This window comes from Peptacetobacter sp. AB800 (genome assembly GCF_047807365.1).
Taxonomy (GTDB): Bacteria; Bacillota; Clostridia; order Peptostreptococcales; family Peptostreptococcaceae; genus Peptacetobacter.
This window is the reverse complement of the sequence record NZ_JBLOUI010000013.1, coordinates 1-16536: the sequence shown is the minus strand read 5'-3', so window position 1 is coordinate 16536 and position 16536 is coordinate 1. Positions and strand designations below refer to the sequence as shown.

General features: G+C 32.9%; 11 protein-coding genes and 2 rRNA genes. All 13 read right to left on the bottom strand.

The genetic code is table 11. The features are described 5' to 3' along the window. Positions 1-11: 11 nt before the first annotated feature. Positions 12-941, bottom strand: a complete 930-nt coding sequence (gene hprK / locus ACK2WN_RS05615; RefSeq protein WP_329998731.1) for an HPr(Ser) kinase/phosphatase — start codon at positions 939-941, stop codon at positions 12-14. Between the two features lie 30 nt (positions 942-971). After that, positions 972-2795, bottom strand: coding sequence for an excinuclease ABC subunit UvrC (uvrC, locus tag ACK2WN_RS05610; RefSeq protein ID WP_300528493.1), 1824 nt, complete (start codon positions 2793-2795; stop codon positions 972-974). Between the two features lie 11 nt (positions 2796-2806). Then, positions 2807-3901, bottom strand: coding sequence for a DUF4145 domain-containing protein (locus ACK2WN_RS05605; RefSeq protein WP_329998733.1), 1095 nt, complete (start codon positions 3899-3901; stop codon positions 2807-2809). A gap of 99 nt (positions 3902-4000) precedes the next feature. After that, positions 4001-6661, bottom strand: coding sequence for an ABC transporter permease (locus tag ACK2WN_RS05600; protein ID WP_329998735.1), 2661 nt, complete (start codon positions 6659-6661; stop codon positions 4001-4003). 12 nt (positions 6662-6673) lie between these two features. After that, positions 6674-7342 carry an ABC transporter ATP-binding protein gene (locus ACK2WN_RS05595; protein WP_300528501.1) on the bottom strand — a complete coding sequence of 223 codons (669 nt, stop codon included), beginning with the start codon at positions 7340-7342 and terminating at the stop codon, positions 6674-6676. A 196-nt stretch (positions 7343-7538) separates the two neighbouring features. Beyond that, the gene (locus tag ACK2WN_RS05590; RefSeq protein WP_416155040.1) at positions 7539-8438 is read right to left on the bottom strand and encodes a sensor histidine kinase; all 900 of its coding nucleotides are present in this window, start codon (positions 8436-8438) and stop codon (positions 7539-7541) included. After that, on the bottom strand, positions 8431-9126 hold the full coding sequence (locus tag ACK2WN_RS05585) for a response regulator transcription factor (RefSeq protein ID WP_416155039.1): 696 nt from the start codon (positions 9124-9126) through the stop codon (positions 8431-8433). Before ACK2WN_RS05585 ends, ACK2WN_RS05590 begins: the two co-directional genes overlap by 8 nt. Positions 9127-9299: 173 nt before the next feature. Continuing rightward, on the bottom strand, positions 9300-12140 hold the full coding sequence (gene uvrA / locus ACK2WN_RS05580; RefSeq protein ID WP_416155038.1) for an excinuclease ABC subunit UvrA: 2841 nt from the start codon (positions 12138-12140) through the stop codon (positions 9300-9302). Positions 12141-12201: 61 nt separating this feature from the next. Then, positions 12202-14184, bottom strand: a complete 1983-nt coding sequence (gene uvrB / locus ACK2WN_RS05575) for an excinuclease ABC subunit UvrB (protein WP_329998212.1) — start codon at positions 14182-14184, stop codon at positions 12202-12204. Positions 14185-14419: 235 nt separating this feature from the next. Next, positions 14420-15703, bottom strand: a complete 1284-nt coding sequence (locus tag ACK2WN_RS05570) for a cytochrome c biogenesis protein CcdA (protein ID WP_329998210.1) — start codon at positions 15701-15703, stop codon at positions 14420-14422. Between the two features lie 242 nt (positions 15704-15945). Then, a complete protein-coding gene (locus ACK2WN_RS05565) occupies positions 15946-16146 on the bottom strand; it encodes a hypothetical protein (RefSeq protein WP_329998209.1) in 201 nt (66 codons plus the stop codon). A gap of 96 nt (positions 16147-16242) precedes the next feature. Beyond that, positions 16243-16359: ribosomal RNA gene (gene rrf / locus ACK2WN_RS05560) — 5S ribosomal RNA — on the bottom strand. A gap of 68 nt (positions 16360-16427) precedes the next feature. Then, positions 16428-16536, bottom strand: a 23S ribosomal RNA gene (locus ACK2WN_RS05555); the annotation flags it as partial.

Below are 16536 nucleotides of genomic sequence, written 5' to 3'. Positions count from 1 at the left end.
TTTCCAAAAAACTATCTATCGCTCTGAAGTAGCTGATTTAATTTTTTAGTAAATTCTGCAGCTGCATCATATCCCATTCCACGCTGTCTATAGTTCATAGCAGCAACTTCAAGTATCATAGATGTGTTTCTTCCTGGTTTTACAGGTACAGTCATTTTTTCTATTTGTACACCCATTATATTTTCGTATTCTCTATCTAGACCAAGTCTGTCGTAGTATTTGTTTTTATTCCATGATTCAAGATAGATTACAAGTCCTATATCGTGACTAGTTTTTACCGCTCTAACTCCGTAAAGAGTTTTTATATCTAATATTCCTATTCCCCTTATTTCCATAAAATGTCTAAGAAGCTCAGGAGCCTGACCTATTAGTTTATTTTCGTCAGTTTTTCTTATTTCAACGGCGTCATCTGCTACAAGTCTGTGTCCTCTCTGAACTAATTCAAGTGCAGTTTCTGACTTACCAACACTACTTTCACCTTTGATAAGTACACCGACACCGTATATGTCTACCAAAACACCGTGTACAGTTTCGTACTTAGCCATTCTATTTTCAAGGTAATTTGACAATTTGTTTATAAGTCTTGTAGTATTTCTATGTGATTTTAAAACTATTATATTGTGTTTTTCTGCTATTTCTAAGAAATCTGGTTTTACTTCCATATCTCTAGAAATTATTACCGCTGGAATATCATAAGAGAAGAATTTTTCTAATCTCTCAATTCTTGTTTCTTCGTCTATAGCAGCAAAATATTCGTATTCACTCTTTCCTATTATCTGAATTCTGTCTGAAGAAAAATATTCAAAGAATCCAGCATACTGTAGTCCTGGTCTGTTAAGTTCTGGTGTTGTTACAAAGTGGTCTTTTCCATCAGCAGGAAAATTGACAACTTCTAAGTCTAATGCGTTTATCACATCTAATATATTTACTCTGCTTTCCATAGTTTATCTCCTTTTTAATATTTATAGTTTTTATAATCCTTGTTCTTTTTCTCTAAAGAAATCATAGACTTTTTCTGCAACTGTCGAGTTCATAGTGTCTGTGTCTTCAAGTTCTTCTAATGTCGCATTTTTTATACCTTCTAAAGTCTTGAATTTTGCAAGTAGAGCTTTTTTTCTCTTCTCTCCAATTCCTGGAATATTGTCTAACTCTGATTTTGTAAGCTTTTTATCCCTAAGACTTCTGTGGTATGTTATTGCATAATTATGAACCTCTTCCTGAATTCCAGCTACAAATCTGTACAGATTGCTAGTCTTTGATAATTCAATTTCTCTAGTTTCATTTATCAGCCCTTTGGTTCTGTGCTTATCATCTTTGTACATTCCCCAAAGAGGGATATCAATTCCATATCTGTCAAATACTTTTCTGACAGCACCAACCTGACCTTTACCACCATCTAGTAAAATTAAGTCCGGTAGATTTCCATGTTTTATCCTTCTTTCTAGAATTTCAGCCATAGAATCATAGTCATTTGGTCCAATTACCGTCTTGATTTTATATCTTCTGTATTCTTTTTTATCTTTTTTACCATTTGTGTAAACTACCATAGATCCTATAGAGTCTACACCCTGTATATTAGAAATATCAAAAGACTCTATTCTTATAGGTAGCTCTTCTAATTCTAGTAAATTTTTTAATTCCTCAAGTGCACCTATACTTTTTTCGTACTTTCTCTTATTCATATCCGAGAATTTTTCTAAGTACTCAAGTGCATTTTTTCTGACCATTTCAACCAAGCTCTTTTTCTCGCCTTTTTGAGGGACTCTTATAACAACTTTCTGACCTTTTTTTGCAGTTAGTATGTCCTCTAAAATTCCCTGGTCTTCTATTTCATCCTCGATAATTATCTCTTTTGGAATGTACTCCTGCTCCATATAGAACTGTTTAGCAAATGATCCAAGTATTGATTCTCTGCTACTATCCATAACTCCTTCTAGTATGAAGTGTTCTCTTCCTACAATTTTCCCATTTCTTACAAAGAAAATCTGAACACAGGCTTCATTGTTTGCCCTAGCCATAGCGATAATATCTTGATTTAGGTCTAGCGTATTTGTGTCTATCTTCTGTTTTTGAACCATTTCTTCTAAACTTTTTATCTTATCTCTATAAACCGCAGCTTCTTCAAATCTAAAGTCGGCTGCACATTTTTGCATCTTCTCTGTTAGAATTTCAACTAATTTCTCTTCCTTTCCAGAAAGACACATAATAACCTCGTCTATCATCTGTCTGTATTCTTCCTTTGAAACTTTACCAGTACAAGGCCCCATACATTTCTTGATATGATAGTTTAAACATGGACGCATCTTATTCTTTATAGCTCTATCTATGTCGATTTTACACGTTCTTATAGGATATGTATCTCTAATTACCTCAAGTGTGTCGTTTACAGCAGTTATATTTGTATACGGTCCAAAGTATTTTGCCTTATCCTTAGCCACTTTTCTAACTTTTATCACTCTAGGAAAATCCTCATTAGTAGTGACTTTTATATACGGATATGTTTTATCATCTCTAAGAAGTACGTTGTATTTTGGCTTATATCTCTTTATCAAGTTACACTCTAGTATAAGTGCCTCTGTTTCTGAATCGGTTATTATATATTCAAAACTTCTGATATTTTTTACCATTGATTTTACTTTTGATGAATGATTTTTAGACGATTGGAAATACTGTCTAACTCTGTTTTTAAGTACGACAGCTTTTCCAACGTAGATTACATTTCCAAAAGCGTCTTTCATTATATAAACTCCAGGTTGTTCTGGAAGTTGTTTTAAATGTTCTTGTATGTCAAACAAATTATGTCCTCCTATTTAATTTTCTTGTTGCTTCTATATTTATACGCAATCCAATAATCAACCACTCTAGATAGACACTCTACAAGTATCTGTCTATCTAGGTAGTTTTCTTCTATTGAATACTCTACTTCTTCATCTGTGTGAACCTCAGCATTTCCAAATGCCCTAATTATATGCATATATGCAGTAATTCTTGGAGATGCAAGTTCTGCTTTTCTCATATACTCAATTCTCTGGAATAGGTTTCTGTTTCCAGCCTTATCCCCACCTATATCGTATATGATAAACTCTAACATTTTTCTAGCCAACACGCAGAACTCGAACTGTCTAAGTTCTCTGCTCTCAATTCTTGCTTCAAACTCAATTAGAACATCACTTCTATCTCTTTTCTTGAATTTTCCAGAAGTAACCTGCTCTCTGTAGTATTTCATCTTAGACCACATATCGCAAAGAATTTCGTCGCATTGCTCATCGCTAAACACATTTTCCTGATCAACATCAGTTCTGTTTAGGATTTCATTCATCTTCCGGTCAAATTTCATAACCCTTTCTCTATCGTTATCGACTATGTATATCCCGTCTAGGTTGTATGTCTTTTCCATAGCAAATCTACTTTGCTCTACAAGTATGCTGAGAATTTCATCGTCTGGTAGATTTTTTAAACAAGAACCCATAACCGGCATCGCTATATTCTCTATATTTATACCAATACCATCTGCAAGATTTATCACAGCAAATAGATTTCTTATTCTCTCTGCAAAACATTCAGCAGTTATTGTTCTATCATCTAATTCTATACAGGCAATTCTTTTAAAACCTACCTTTTCAACGTCAAATTCCTTAGACATCCAAACTCCAAGCGACTTGTTTAAATCTAAAACTGCCTCTTCCTGTATTTCTTTCATAGACATCCCGTATTTTTCCATGAAGCTTTTTTCAAATGCCTTCTGCGTAGATCCTTCATGGTATTTATATGATGCAAGGACTAATAGGTCTATTGGGTAGTAAAATTCTGTAAGGTCTGCATAATGTAACTCGATAAATTTTATCCCCGAAACTGTCCCAAATTCATTTCTGTTTAAATATACTTTTGTGTGCTTATTCATAGAAAAACCACCGCCTTCAAAAAAAAGCCTGAAAAAATATTTTTCAGGCTGTTTAATTTCTTTATTTAATTATACTTTAAAAACAAATTATTTTCATTACTAATTCTCTCTTAATCTTTCAACAATTGTTGCTTTAGATACAAATTTGTAAATTACTAGCGGTAATACTATCCCTAATAGTATAAACATAGGCATAACTATTAAAATTGATGTTATTGTAAATTTGTAAGTAAAGAACCAAAACATATTTTCTATAGTTTTTCCAATAAATGGATTTAATATTATTGATAGACCTAGAGAAAGAACTCCAACTCCTAAAGCGTAGTATAAACCTTCGTATACTAGCATAGTTTTTAGCTGTTTTCCTGTCATACCAACAGATTGTAGCATTGCAAATTCTCTTTTTCTAGTAATTATACTTGTAAGAATTGCATTGAAGAAGTTAAGTACTCCTATTAATCCTACTATAAAGCTTAGTGCTCCACCCATTAATAAGAACATAGAGCGCATACTTTCAAATTCTGATACATATTTTTCCTTGCTTTCATAGTCGTATTCTTGATTTTGATTTGTTGTGTAATCTTTAAGGAAAGATTCCATCGCTGAGTTTGATTTTTTTGTTGTGTTGAATGCATATAGCATTATAGAGTCTGTTCCAGAGTCTTGTATGAAAGTCTTATCATTTAATATAAACTCATTAGCTCCATAGTAACGATAAGATAATGCTTTTGGTACAGTTACTATCGCTGATACTGTGTATTCTACATCTTTATACTTTTTAGCTCTTGAACTAGAAACTACTCCAGATTGTTTGCTAGGGTCAAAATCTTTTTGATATACTTTACCTGTTTCTGGATTATAGTATTCCATTTCTTCTACATATCTAAGCGTAATTTTATCTCCTACTTTCGCCCACCGTGACTCTTTTTTAAATTTTCCATAGTCATCTTCATCATATACAGCTGCGATATTTCTACTTCCTGGATCGTATACTTTTGAAAGATCTCCTTCCCAAACTTTTAGTTTGTCTAATGCTAATTTTTCCATTCCATAAATCTGTGCTCTATCAACAATACGCCCATCTTTTGTTTTTTCTTCTAGTTTTATTCTTTTATCTATTTCTTCTTTTTTAAGGGAATATTTATAGTTATTTCTATAAGCTTTTTCTGTTATAAATTCTTGTACAGTTGAAGTCTTTCCGTATATTTTACAGCTATCTGTTATTCCTTTTTGCTTAGAAATATATTCTATATCTGATGGCAATAAAGCTTTATCCTTCTCAAAAATACCATCTGATTGGAAGTATGAAGCATTTGCTAATACAAAATCTGTAGATACAAAATTAGATACATATTTATCCATATCAAAACCTTTTGTAAATAAAACTGTAAAGTTCAATAAAACAACCGCTAATGATAAAGAAATTATAGTTACTATAGTTTTTCCACGACTTCTACCTAAGTTTTCTTTTGCCATTAACCAAAGCGATACTTTCTTTGATGTTTTTTTAGATTTCTTTTTGATATTGCTTCCTTCTGTGTATCTAACTGCTTCTATTGGAGAAACTTTTGATGCTATTCTTCCAGGTCTAATACAAGAAATCCATACTGTTAATAAAGTAAAGATAACAGCAAAGATAAATATACCTGGGCTAATAGAAACCACATTTATAACATCTAATTGTGCCATTACTACTGCTGTTAAAGATTTTCCTACTATCCAACCTGCAAGTAATCCAAAAGGAATTCCTATTAAACTAAGAAGTATTGCCTGTTGACGAATAATCTTTTTAAGCTGGCGAGGAGTTGTACCTATTGTCTTTAATAATCCATAAAATCTAATATCATTTGCCACTGAAATCTGGAATACATTGTATATAATTAGATACCCTGTAAAAACAATAAGTAATAATATAAGCACTATAGCTAATACTAAGGATAAGTCCATACTTTCTTCTAATTGTGCACCACTATATCCCCAGTTAACACCTATTTTGATATAATTACTTTCTTTTAAATTATCTTTTCCTTGATATCCATGATTATTAAGAACAGTTTCCATATTTTCTGCTATATTTCGAGAACTTTTGAACATAACATCCATATTCCAACTTCCTGTCATTCCATCTGTAGCTTTTCCTGGTATAAGATTTACCTCTTTAAAAATAGACTCCGCTCTACTTTCTGGAATTAAAATCTGATTTGCTACAATTGCTTCATCATATTCCCAATATCCACTAAGTGTGAAAGTTTGTGTTGTTTCTTTTCCATCTACATCAAATGTAAGAGTCAATTTTTCACCTATTTGGGGTTCTACTCCTAATAGTTTAAGTACTTTTGTATCTGTCGCTACTTCATCTGTTCCCTCTTTAGGTAATCTTCCGGTTGTAGGGTCACAGTACATAAAGTGTGCCTCATTTTTATCAGCGTATCCAATTTCTACATGACTTTTATTAAAGGGTACTTTTGTAGGCATTCCTACAAAACGTCTTTCACCGTATTGTTTTATTAATGGATCGTCTTTTATTTCTTCAAACTGTTCCTCTGTCATAGCTTTAAAACTACCATGACTCCAAGCGCCACATTGACGGAAATTTGATTCCTGCATCCCTTCATTTATAGAAAATGCAATTGTAAATAGTGATGTGAACAGCAATGTAGTCAATGCAATCGCAAAAACGGCAATTAAATTTCTAGTTTTTCCAGCTTTAAATTGCTTGATACTCAGATTACGAATACATTTTTTATTTTTAACTTTCATAACTGCCACCCCCTAATGCTCTACAATCTTGCCGTCTTCAATACGAATTATACGGTCTGCTAATTGAGCAATTTCTTCGTTGTGGGTAATCATTACTATTGTCTGTGCATATTTTTGACTAGTTACTTTTAATAATCCGAGTACATCTTGGCTTGTTTTTGAGTCAAGGTTTCCTGTTGGTTCATCGGCAAGTATTATAGCTGGTTTTGAAGCTAGTGCCCTTGCAATAGCCACACGTTGCTGCTGACCACCAGATAAGTTATTTGGAAGATTATCCAATTTATTTTCTATCCCTAGTGTTTCAATTATACTTTTGATATACTCTGCATCTGGCTCTTTCCCATCAAGCTGGATTGGAAGTACAATATTTTCATATACGTTTAAAACAGGAACTAGGTTATAATTTTGGAATACAAATCCAATTTTTCTACGTCTAAAAATAGTTAGCTCCTCATCTTTTAAAGAGAAAATATTTCTATTATCTACTGCTACATTTCCTGATGTTGGTCTATCTAGCCCACCTAGTATATGCAATAATGTTGATTTCCCAGAGCCAGATGTTCCAACAATAGCAACAAATTCTCCTTTTTCTACTGAAAAATTAACTCCATCTAGTGCATGGACTTCATTTTCACCTGAGCCGTAAATCTTTATTAAATTATCTGCTTGTAAAATTTTCATATCTCACACCTCCATAACATAAATTTTCTTAGAGTTATATGTAGGAATTTATTATTCTCATTCCAAAATTTATGTTTCTAAAAAAAATCTGTATATAAAAGATGTTCCTTCATCTCTATATACAGATTATCTCATACAAATCTTTCCACATTCTTTCTGTAAATATATCAATTCTAACAGTTTTGTTAGATTTCATCTATCTCGGAATATATACAGAAAATGTAGATCCTACTCCTAGCTCTGATGTTAGTTTTATATATCCACCCTCACTAGAGATAATTTCTCTTGTTAGATAAAGTCCTATTCCTACACCCTCATCGTTGTGTACTGATTGAGAGCGATAAAAACGTGAAAATACCTCTGCTTGTTCAGATTCATCTATCCCCATTCCTGTGTCTGATATGTCTATTCTTGTAAATATTTCATACTCTTTGACATTAATATTTATTTCCCCTATATTTGTGTATTTTATTGCATTATCTACAATATTTCCCAGTGCTTCTGTAGTCCACTTTCTGTCAAAAGTAGCTTTTGATGTTGTCTTTTCAATGTTTAATTCTAGATTTTTGTTTTTAGCTTTAGATATATACCGTTCATATATATCTTTTAGCATAGGTTGAATTTCTTCTTTTCTTGGCGATAAGTTTAAAATTCCATTTTCCAATCTTGAAAGTTTTACAAGAGATTTTATTAAGAATTCTAGTTTTTCAGCTTGTTGTTTAATTGCTTCAACATTAGAGCGCATATCTTCAGATAAATCTTCCTCTTCTATTAATTCACTGTACAAAATAAGATTTGAAATCGTAGTCTTAGTCTGATGTGATATATCAGAAATCAAAGTCTTTATTTTCTCTTTTTCCTTCATAATATTTTTGGATGAGGTGCTTGATGAGGATAGATAATTAGAGAACTTTGTTTCTAATGCAGACAATCTACTTTCGTCGAATTTTGTTTCTGAGTATTCACCATCAGCTGCAGAGTCTATCATTTTTTCAAGTGTATCCATAGTTCTTTTAGTGCGTACATGATTTATTAAAACAACTGTAAAAGCTGCAATTATGCTAATTAACGCCAATACTACAATAAATTTACTCATCTTTATTCACCCAACTGTACCCTATTCCATAGACTGTCTTGATATAATCCTGTGCACCAAGTTTGTCACGAAGTCTTTTTATACTTACAGAAAGTGCATTTTCATCTACATATTTTGCTCCATCAGTCCAAATGTAGTCTATCAGCATATTACGACTTACTGTTCCACCTTGATGCTCTACTAATATTTTTAATAACTTTTGCTCTGTTTTGCTTAGTTCTATATTTTCTTCATCGGCTAAAAATATCATATTATCAAAGTCAAATACAAAACGATCCATTTTAAATATCTTTTCATTTTTTCCATTTTCATTTTTTAGATTAATAGCATTTTTTCTAAGTTGTGTGTTTACCCTTGCTCTTAAAACTGCTAGAGAAAATGGCTTTGTTATGTAATCATCCGCTCCTTGTTCAAGACCCTCAACAATATCCATATCTGTATCGTTGGCTGTAAGTAAAATTACAGGTCTAATTGAATCCTCTTCTTTTAATTCTTTTAGAAAGTCTAATCCATTTCCATCTGGCAAATTTATATCCAATAATATCAACGATACGTCGTCAATTTCTAGTTGTTCTCTTGCACTTTTTAAATCCATACAAGATATAATTTTTCTATTTTCTGATTTTAAGGCTTTGCACAATCCTTGATTGAGCCTTAGGTCATCTTCTACAATCAAAATTTGTTCCATTTTATTCTCCATTTTTAGTAGTATTTTTCTTATATTTTTATATTATAATTATACCTCAGACAAATTTGTTGTAAAGAAAAAGAGACTGTTGCGTATCTTGCAGCAGTCTCTTTTGTTAGTCATAATCTTTTATAAATTTTCTAACTAAAAAACTTGAATTCTTTTTCTTGTCTTTATTTGAAGTATCTTTTTAGGAATTGTCCTGTGTAACTTTCTTCTACTTTAGATACTTCTTCTGGTGTTCCTGTGGCAACTATTGTTCCTCCACCGTCTCCACCTTCTGGTCCTAAGTCGATTATATGGTCACAAGTTTTTATTACATCAAGATTGTGCTCTATTACAACTATTGTATTTCCTGTATCCGCAAGTCTCTGAAGTACGTCGATTAGTTTATCTACATCTGCCATGTGAAGTCCAGTTGTCGGCTCATCTAATATGTACAGTGTTTTTCCTGTTGGACGTTTGCTAAGTTCGGCTGCTAGTTTAATTCTCTGAGCCTCCCCACCAGAGAGCTGTGTAGATGGCTGTCCTAGTTTGATATATGATAGACCTACATCCATTAGAGTTTCTAGTTTTCTTCTTATATTTGGTATGTTTTCAAAGAATTCTAATGCTTCTTCTACGTTCATATCTAGTACATCAGATATTGTTTTGTCTTTGTATTTTACCTGTAATGTTTCTCTGTTGTATCTTTCCCCTTTACATACTTCACAAGGAACATATACATCTGGAAGGAAGTGCATTTCTATTTTGATAATTCCATCTCCCTTACAAGCTTCACATCTTCCGCCTTTTACATTGAAACTAAATCTACCTTTCTGGTATCCTCTAGCTTTTGCTTCATTAGTAGATGCAAATAAGTCTCTTATATGGTCAAATACACCTGTGTAAGTCGCAGGATTTGAACGAGGTGTTCTTCCTATTGGGCTCTGGTCTATATTTATTATTTTGTCTATATTTTCAATCCCAGTTATTTCTTTGTGTTTACCCGGTCTTATTCTCGCTCTATTTACTTTACTTGCAACACCTTTGTAAAGTATTTCGTTTACTAGCGTACTTTTTCCTGATCCAGATACTCCAGTTACACATACAAATTTACCAAGTGGGAATTTTACGTTAATATTTTTTAAGTTGTTTTCTGATGCTTTTTTGATTTCGATGAAGTTTCCATTTCCTTCTCTTAAAGTTTCTGGAATTGCTATCTGTTTTTCTCCACTTAGATATTTTCCTGTGATAGAGTTTGGATTGTTTATTATCTCTTCTGCAGTTCCCTCTGCTACTATTTCTCCACCATGAATTCCAGCTCCAGGGCCAATATCTACTATATAGTCCGCAGCTCTCATTGTGTCTTCATCGTGTTCAACAACTATAAGTGTGTTTCCTAAGTCTGTTAGGTTTCTTAGAGTTCCTATTAGTTTGTCGTTATCTCTCTGATGAAGTCCTATACTAGGCTCGTCTAGTACATAAAGTACTCCTACAAGTGCAGAACCTATTTGAGTTGCAAGTCTTATACGCTGAGCTTCTCCACCAGAAAGTGTTCCAGCTTTTCTCGATAGGTTTAGGTAGTCAAGACCTACATCTCTAAGGAATGATGCTCTAGCTTTTATTTCTTTTATTATCTCAGCAGCTATCATTTTCTGTTTTTCTGAGAATGTGTCGTTTAATCCGTCTATAAATTCTATTAATTCATTTATAGATAAGTCTGTTACTTCTATTATGTTTTTTCCACCTACAAGTACAGATAGAACCTCGTTTTTAAGTCTTCTTCCTTTACATACAGGGCAAGGACTTTCCGCCATAAACTCTTCTAGTTTATCTCTCATGTATTCAGATTTTGTTTCCTGATATCTTCTAGCTATGTTAGTTATAACCCCTTCAAAGTGAGCTCTGTATTTTTTTCTTCCACTAAATTTTGAGTCGAATTCAAACTCAACTACTGTGCTGTCCACACCATTTCCATATAGTAGCTCCTGTACAAAATCTTCAGGTAGTTCTTTAAATGGAACATCTATATCTACACCGTATTTGTCAGCTAAACTTTTCATCATCATGCTGTAGTATGTTTCGTCATTTGTAGCAGCTGCTCCCCAAGCCGCAATAGCACCCTGTTTTATAGTTAAGTCCTTGTTTGGAACTACTAAGTCTGGGTCAACTTCTTTACTTTCTCCAAGACCTTTACAAGCTTCACACGCACCGAATGGAGCATTGAATGAGAACATTCTAGGAGATAATTCTTCTATACCTATTCCATGGTCTGGGCAGGCAAATTTTGTAGAGAACATTACTTCTTCTCCACCTATTACCTGGGCAATTACAAGTCCATCAGATAGTTTTAGAGCAGTTTCAAGAGAGTCTCCAAGTCTACTTTCTAGACCTGGTTTGACTATTATTCTATCTACTACAACTTCTATATCGTGCTTTTTATTTTTTTCGATTTCTATTTCGTCGTTTATATCGTAGTTTTCTCCATCTACTCTTATTCTTACAAATCCTTCTTTTCTTACATTGTCGATTAGTTTTTTGTGAGTTCCTTTTTTTCCTCTAACTATAGGTGATAGTATCTGGATTTTTGTTCTTTCTGGAAATTCTAATATTTTATCTGTTATTTCCTGAACTGTCATCCGGTTTATTTTCTTTCCACAAACTGCACAGTGAGCCTCACCTGCATTTGCGAATAATAGTCTTAGGTAGTCGTATATTTCTGTTACAGTTCCCACAGTTGAACGAGGGTTTTTTGATGTTGTTTTCTGGTCTATTGATATCGCTGGAGATAGTCCTTCTATGTACTCAACGTTAGGTTTTTCCATCTGTCCTAAGAACTGTCTTGCATATGATGAAAGACTTTCTACATATCTTCTCTGGCCTTCTGCATAAATTGTGTCGAATGCTAGAGATGATTTTCCAGATCCAGAAAGTCCTGTAAATACTATGAATTTATTTCTAGGAAGCGTCAAGTCTACACCTTTTAAGTTGTTTTCTCTAGCTCCTCTTATTACAATGTTTCTCTCTTGCATAGCTACTCCTTTCTTTCGCTTTTATTTATTTGAATTTATCTACTTAGATTTTATCTATTTTCTATTTTTCTTTTTTAGCAATTTTTTCTTCTAGTTCTTTTAGTTTATCTCTTAATTCCGCAGCTCTTTCAAACTGAAGATTTTTAGCAGCTTCCATCATTTCTTCTGTTAGCTTAGCAACATTTGCTTTTAATTCGTTGATGTCGTCAGTTTCTTTAATTCCGTATACAACCTCTTCTTCTGCAGCCTGAGTAGCTTCGATTGCAGCTCGTATATCTTTTTTAACTGTCTTCGGAATAATTCCATGTTCTTTGTTGTACGCATCCTGAATTTCTCTTCTTCTTTTAGTTTCATCTATTGCATTTCTCATAGAGTCAGTTATCTTGTCTGCATACATTATTACTCGTCCATGTTCGTTTCTGGCAGCACGACCTATTGTCTGTATTAGAGAAGTTTCAGAACGTAGGAATCCTTCTTTATCTGCATCTAATATTGCTATTAGAGATACTTCTGGGATATCTAATCCTTCTCTTAGTAGGTTGATTCCTATAAGTACGTCAAATTTACCCATTCTTAAATCCCTTATGATTTCTGTTCTTTCAAGTGTTGCTATGTCTGAGTGTAGGTATTTTACTTTTATTCCAATTTCTTTTAGGTAGTCTGTTAAGTCCTCACTCATTTTTTTAGTTAGTGTAGTTACTAGTACTCTTTCTCCTTTTTCGATTACAGAATGGATTTCATGTACTAGGTTATCTATCTGGTTTTCGATAGGTCTTACGTCTATTTCAGGGTCTAGTAGTCCTGTAGGTCTTATTATCTGTTCAGCAAATGTTGTACTGTGCTGAATTTCGTAAGGCCCTGGTGTAGCTGTTGTAAATACTATCTGATTTATGTTTTCTTCAAATTCTTCAAAGTTTAAAGGTCTGTTGTCGTATGCTGATGGAAGTCTGAATCCATTGTCTATTAAAGAGCCTTTTCTTGAGCGGTCACCTGCGTACATACCCCTTACCTGAGGAATTGTGACATGCGACTCATCTACTATCATTAGGAAATCATCTGGGAAGAAGTCCATAAGTGTGTAGGGTTTTTCTCCTTCTGCTCTTCCTGTTAAGTGTCTTGAGTAGTTTTCTATTCCCTGACAGAACCCTATTTCTTTTAGCATTTCTATGTCGTAATTAGTTCTCTGCTCTATTCTCTGTGCTTCAAGCAACATATCCCTTTCTTTGAAATATTGAATTCTTTCTTCTAATTCTACCTCTATTCTTTTTATTGCTTCTTCAATTCTTTCTGGAGTTGTTACATAGTGAGATGCCGGGAATATTGCGACGTGGCTTCTTGTTCCGACTATTTTACCAGTTAGGTAGTCTATTTCTGTTATTCTGTCTATTTCATCCCCAAAGAATTCAACTCTTATCGCTCTTTCATCGTCACCTGCTGGGAATATTTCAAGTACATCTCCTCTAACTCTGAACGTTCCTCGAGTAAAGTTTATGTCATTTCTTTCGTACTGTATTTCTATTAGTCTTTTTATTACATCATCTCTGTCTTTTTCGTCACCTGGTCTAAGTGAAAGCATCATTTCTTTATAGTCTTTTGGATCCCCTAAACCGTATATGCAAGATACAGATGAAATTATTATTACATCTCTTCTTTCTAAAAGTGCAGCAGTTGCAGAGTGTCTAAGTTTGTCTATTTCATCGTTTATGCTTGCATCTTTTTCTATATATGTGTCACTGCTCGCTACATAGGCTTCTGGCTGGTAGTAATCGTAGTATGATACGAAATATTCTACAGCATTTTCTGGGAAGAATTCTTTAAATTCCCCGTAAAGCTGTGCAGCAAGTGTTTTGTTGTGAGCCAGTATAAGTGTTGGTTTGTTTACATTTTCTATGATATTTGCCATAGTGAATGTTTTTCCCGAACCAGTTACTCCAAGTAGTGTCGAGAATTTTTCGTTTCTTTTTATGGCATCTGATATCGTCTTTATAGCTTCAGGCTGGTCACCTGTAGGCTTGAATTTTGAATGTATTTTAAATTTATCCATCTTTTCACCACCTAAATTCGTGATTTTGTTTAATATTTCTTTTTATCTTTTCTTTTATTTTTCATCTGTTCATTTCAGATATTTCCGTCTTTATCAAAATCTAGTATAACATAAATAAATTTTATTTCATAGAATTTCACGAATATATGTTCGTTAAAATTAGAGCTAATAGAATTATTCCCCATTAGCTCTAGTTTTATACTTATTAGTTTTGTTATTAGTTTATTTTTATTTTTTATTCTTTTCTTTTTCCTGTTATAGTCTGTTCTATTATGCTCTCCATTGCTTCTTGAGTAAGTCCACCTTGAATATATCCAAATACGTTTCCTTCTTTGTCTATCATAAATGTAGTTGGAAGTGATGATATTCTATACGCTCCAAATGTGTACCCTCCATCATCCATTAATACAGGATATGTATATCCATTTTCTTCTAAGAATGCTTTTATTCCGTCGATATCTTTTTCATCCTGAGTGTTAGGAGCTGCGACAGATAGTATTACTACTTCTGATTCTTCTCCCTGTTTTTCGTATTTTTCATAAATCTTCTGTATATCAGGCATTTCCATTTTACAAGGAGGACACCAAGTTGCCCAGAAGTTTAAAAATACTACCTTCCCTTTATAATCAGAAAGCTTGTGAGTTTTTCCATACTGGTCTTTTAATTCAAAATCTATTGCAGGAGTTTTATCATTATTTGCATTAGATGATGATCCTTCGTTTTTTGTTTCTGCTTTATTATTTTCTTCTGTGTTTGAATTTGTTGCATCTTTTCCTGTAGAGTATGTTACATTTGAATTACTTGATGCATTTGTACTATTTGCTGTGTAAGATAATTTTCCACTAAATACAAATAGCCCCATCACTATCATTAGAAATGCACCTATTTTAACTGTATATTTCACTATATTTTTGTATTTCTTTATTAAATTCATTAACTGAGTTGTGAATAATCCAAGTAATATGAATGGGATTATAAATCCTGCACTGTAAACACCTATTAGCATAAATCCTTTCATCCGCGTTTCAGCACTTCCAGCCATTATCAGTACACTTGTTAGTACAGGCCCTATACATGGAGTCCACGCAAAGCTAAATGTAAACCCAAATATTGTCGCTGTTATCGGTGATAATGCTATTTTATCCATTTTAAAAGGAAGTTTGTGCTCACTTTCTAGTAGAGTAGATCTTTTAAAGATTCCTAATTGGTAAAGTCCAAATAATATCATTATTACTCCACCAATTTTTGATATTATATCTCCGTATGAAGCAAAGAATTCTTTTAAAGCCGATACTCCTAGCCCCATTATGAAGAACGATAAACTTATCCCCAATGTGAAGAATATTGTGTTTATAAGTAGTTTTCTCTTGTTGTAGCTTCCATCTTCTTGATTAATTCCACCTGATAAATATCCTAGATACAGTGGAATTAGTGGTAGTATACAAGGAGATGTGAAGCTTAGTACACCCTGTAAAAATACCGTCAACATCGGTATGCTCATATCTAAATTAAAATTCATACAATTTCCCCCTCTTTTGATTATAAGTTTTTTATTATGCTTTTTAGTTAATATTTTTATCTATTATATTCTTTATATTATTAATTTATAGTCTATTTACTTATACCCATTTTATGCAATATTTACCATTGTTATGTACCAATTTTCATATTTTCATCACAATCAATTAGTTCCTATTAAAAAAAGACCACCTAAAACAATCGGCGATCTTCTTTATAATATTTATTTTTAATATTTACCCTTTATCTTCTTATTGCCATTTTCTTTATCAATTTAGAAATTTCTTTTTGTTTTTTATTCTTAGCTATTAGATAGCTATTCTTATCATCATTAAAAGAGTTTTCAGTTTTTAATTTATTATATGCGTTCCATCTTTCTTCAGATAAAATTCCATTTTCTAAGGCTTCTCTCACAGCACAACCTGGTTCATTATCAAAAAACAAAAATGCAACATTCTTTAACAAATTGTTAATGAATGCTGCATTTTAAAAGTTAAATTTATTTTTCTTATTACAAATTCCAAAAAAATAAAAAAGATTACGTGGCTACGTCCTACTCTCCCAGGGGCCTTCGCCCCAAGTACCATCAGCGATAGAGAGCTTAACTTCTGTGTTCGGAATGGGAACAGGTGTATCCTCTTTTCTATAATAACCACATAATCTTTACTTTCAGAGATTGTACTCTGAAAACTACATACATATTAATCAAATTACCAAATATTTTCTTGGTCAAGTCCTCGACCTATTAGTATCGGTAAGCTGCATACATTACTGCACTTCCACCTCCGACCTATCAACCACGTAGTCTTCATGGGGTCTTACTTCCGAAGAATG

Bases quoted from the DNA above. Each gene is read 5' to 3' on its own strand.
- hprK (WP_329998731.1), bottom strand. From the start codon at position 941: ATGGAAAGCAGAGTAAATATATTAGATGTGATAAACGCATTAGACTTA.
- ACK2WN_RS05605 (WP_329998733.1), bottom strand. From the start codon at position 3,901: ATGAATAAGCACACAAAAGTATATTTAAACAGAAATGAATTTGGGACA.
- ACK2WN_RS05600 (WP_329998735.1), bottom strand. From the start codon at position 6,661: ATGAAAGTTAAAAATAAAAAATGTATTCGTAATCTGAGTATCAAGCAA.
- ACK2WN_RS05595 (WP_300528501.1), bottom strand. From the start codon at position 7,342: ATGAAAATTTTACAAGCAGATAATTTAATAAAGATTTACGGCTCAGGT.
- ACK2WN_RS05590 (WP_416155040.1), bottom strand. From the start codon at position 8,438: ATGAGTAAATTTATTGTAGTATTGGCGTTAATTAGCATAATTGCAGCT.
- ACK2WN_RS05585 (WP_416155039.1), bottom strand. From the start codon at position 9,126: ATGGAACAAATTTTGATTGTAGAAGATGACCTAAGGCTCAATCAAGGA.
- uvrA (WP_416155038.1), bottom strand. From the start codon at position 12,140: ATGCAAGAGAGAAACATTGTAATAAGAGGAGCTAGAGAAAACAACTTA.
- uvrB (WP_329998212.1), bottom strand. From the start codon at position 14,184: ATGGATAAATTTAAAATACATTCAAAATTCAAGCCTACAGGTGACCAG.
- ACK2WN_RS05570 (WP_329998210.1), bottom strand. From the start codon at position 15,703: ATGAATTTTAATTTAGATATGAGCATACCGATGTTGACGGTATTTTTA.